At 70.4% G+C, this 3,146-nt stretch carries 3 protein-coding genes; all 3 read left to right on the forward strand.

Annotated elements, in window-relative coordinates:
- The first annotated feature begins 88 nt into the window (after positions 1-88).
- Complete coding sequence (locus tag ABFY07_RS42495; protein WP_346179584.1) at positions 89-913, forward strand: 6-phosphogluconolactonase; 825 nt, start codon at positions 89-91, stop codon at positions 911-913.
- Positions 914-969: 56 nt separating this feature from the next.
- Entirely contained in the window at positions 970-2,271 is a 1,302-nt protein-coding gene (locus ABFY07_RS42500) for a family 4 glycosyl hydrolase (protein WP_346179585.1), read from the forward strand.
- A partial coding sequence (locus tag ABFY07_RS42505; protein ID WP_346179586.1) for a BadF/BadG/BcrA/BcrD ATPase family protein occupies positions 2,268-3,146 on the forward strand: 879 nt, incomplete at its 3' end. The genes ABFY07_RS42500 and ABFY07_RS42505, both read left to right, overlap by 4 nt.

The following is a 3,146-nucleotide window of genomic DNA, read 5'->3' on the forward strand; positions in this document are numbered from 1 at the left end:
ACCATTGCCCATACCAGTCGAACCAGAGTAATGTTCCTGGCGTAACTGGTTCGCCTGTGTCTTTGCTGGCTGAGAAGGAGTACATCCTGTGCGGGTTTCGCCGATCGTCTTCCCGGACCCGGAGGCCCTGGGGCGCAGACTGGCCGCGGAGATCGCAGACGAGATCGAGGAGGCCGCGCGGGCGGGGCGGAGGTACGTGCTTGGTTGTCCGGGCGGGCGCAGTGCCGCCAGCACCTACCGGGCGCTGGCGGAGGAAGTGGCCACGCGACGGCTGGACCTCGGCCACGTCGTGATCGTGATGATGGACGAGTACGTCGAGGCCGTCGCGTCCGACGCGCACGGCTCGCGGTATCGGGTGATCGATCCCGAGCTGCCCCACAGTTGTGTCCGTTTTGGGCGCGAGGAGATAGTGGAGCCCTTGAACGCGGCCGCGGGCCCGGGGCGGGAGATCGCCCCGGACGGGCTGTGGGCGCCTGACCCGGCCGATCCGGGGGCGTACGACCGCCGGATCGCGGAGGCCGGAGGCATCGATCTGTTCCTGCTGGCTTCGGGGGCGGGTGATGGGCACATCGCCTTCAATCCGGTGGGCAGCGCGGCGGACTCCCGGACCCGGGTGGTCCCGCTGGGCGAGCAGACCAGGATCGACAACCTGTCGACCTTCCCGACCTTCCGGGGGCTGGAGGAGGTGCCCCGGTACGGGGTCACGGTCGGCCTCGGCACCATCCGCGCGCAGTCCAGGCGGGTGGTGATGGTGGCGCACGGCCGGGACAAGGGCCGGGCGGCCCGCCGTCTCACCCGGGCCACGGGATACGAGGCGGACTGGCCGGCCACCATCTTCGCCGACTGCGCCCATCCGCGGCTCTACCTGGACCAGGCGGCGGTCGCCGCGTCCGCGTCGTTCGCCTCGCTCTGACCTCGTATCTCTTATCGCAATCCGCAATCATTGCACCAACAGATCCTGGAGGATCGATGGCTCGCGTCAAGATCGCTTACCTGGGCGGTGGTTCCTCGCGTGCGGCGGGGACGATGGCCTCTTTCATGCACCACGGCGAGGAGTTCGACGGCTCCGAGTTCGTCCTGATCGACCTGGACCAGGACCGGCTCGACGTCGTTGAGAAGCTCACCCGGAACATGGCCCGCAACCAGGGCCTGGACATCACCATCACCACATCGACGAACCAGCGCGAGGCCCTGCGCGATGTCGACGCCGTGCTCAGCAGCTTCCGGCCGGGCGGCTTCACCGCCCGCGCCCTGGACGAGCGGATCCCGCTCAAGTACGGCGTCATCGGCCAGGAGACACAGGGCCCGGGCGGCATGATGATGGCGCTGCGCTCGATCCAGATCATCAAGAGCCTGTGCGCCGACCTGGCCGACGTCGCTCCCGGCGCGCGGATCTTCAACTACACCAACCCGGTCAACATCGTCTCCCAGGCGGTCTCCGACTACACCGACATCCCGATCGTCTCCTTCTGCGAGGGCCCGATCGTCTTCCCGCCGGTCGTGGCCAAGGCCGCCGGGCTCGACCCGGACAAGCTCAAGGCCAACCTCGTCGGCATCAACCACAACTGCTGGTCCAACGAGGCCACCTACGACGGCCAGGACGCCTTCCCGATCCTGCGCGAGCGCTACGAGGCGCTCAAGGACAAGCCCACCGACGACGTGAACGGCCTGCGGGCGCTGCACCTGGCGGTGGCGATGGAGTCCATCCCCTCCGACTACTTCAACTACTACTACTTCCGGGACGAGATCCTGCGCGAGCGGCAGCTCGCCCCCAAGACCCGGTCCGAGATCATCATGGACGCGCTGCCCGGTTACTGGGAGCACTACCGCGAGCAGGCCGACTCCCAGGCCCCGCAGCTGGAGCAGGACCGCTCCCGCGGTGGCATCCACGAGCTGGAGCTGGCCATCGACGCGATCAGCGCGTACTACAACGACACCCCGATCCGTCAGCCCTTCAACATCACCAACACCGGCGGCTGGCTGCCCGGCTTCGAGGAGTCCACGGTCGTCGAGCTGTGGGGCACCGTGGACGGCAAGGGATTCCACCCCGAGGCACAGAAGCCGCTGCCGCACTCCGTGCTCGGCATCACCCAGCAGCTGGCCGAGTACCAGATCCTCACCGCCAAGGCCGGCTGGGAGGGGAACGTGGCGGACGCGGTCCGCGCCATGACGGCCAACCCGCTGGTGCCGTCGCTGCCCGTCGCCGAGGCGCTGTACGCCGAGATGGCCCACGCCCAGCGCGCCTGGCTGCCGGAGCGACTGCTGCCGTGATCCGGGCACCATCGGCAGGCCCCGCGTCCACGCTGTTCCTGGGCGTGGACGCGGGCAACAGCAAGACCGCCGCCCTGGTGTCCACCGCCTCCGGCCAGGTGGTGGGCGCCGGGCGTTCAGGCTGCGGGGACATCTACGGAGCACCCACCCCCGAAGCCGCCGTGACCGAGGTACTGACGGCCGTGCGGGAGGCTCTGGCGCAGGCCGGGGCGGAGATCCGGGCCGTCGGGGCCGCCGCCTTCCGGCTGGCCGGGATCGACTGGCCCGAGGACCGCACCTACTGGGACCAGGCCCTGACCCGGCACTGCCCCGGCGTCCTGACCAGCCGGAGCATCCTCAACGACGGCTACGCCGCCATCCGCTGCGGCGACCCTTCCGGTGTCGGCATCTCGGTGACCGGCGGCACGGCGGCGGCCATCGCCGCCCGCGGCCCGGCCGGTGAGCTGTGGGACATGGGCTGGTGGAGCCAGCACGCCATGGGCGCAATGGGGCTGGCGAATGAGGCATTCCGGGCAGTGTTCCTGGCCGAGTTGGGGCTCGCCCCGCCGACGGCCCTGACGGAAGCCCTGCTCACCCACTACGGCAAGCCCACGGTGGCGGCCCTCAACCACTGGCTGACGCGCCGGGAGGGCCGTGCCACAGGCCGGGAGCGGAACAGTTGCGCACGGGTGGTGACGGCGGTGGCCGCAGCGGGCGACCCGGTGGCCGTGGACATCGTCCGCGCCCAGGGTGCCCGCTTCGCCCAGTACGCCGGGGTGGCCGCGCGACGCACCGGCCTCACGCGGGCCGACCGGCCCGTGAGCGTCGTGCTGGCCGGCTCGGTGCTGATGGCCGAGGACTCCCCGGTCGCCGAGGCGCTCCTCACGGAGCTGCCC

The sequence above is a fragment of the Streptomyces sparsogenes subsp. cuspidosporus genome (assembly GCF_039532705.1).
Taxonomy (GTDB): Bacteria; Actinomycetota; Actinomycetes; order Streptomycetales; family Streptomycetaceae; genus Streptomyces; species Streptomyces sparsogenes.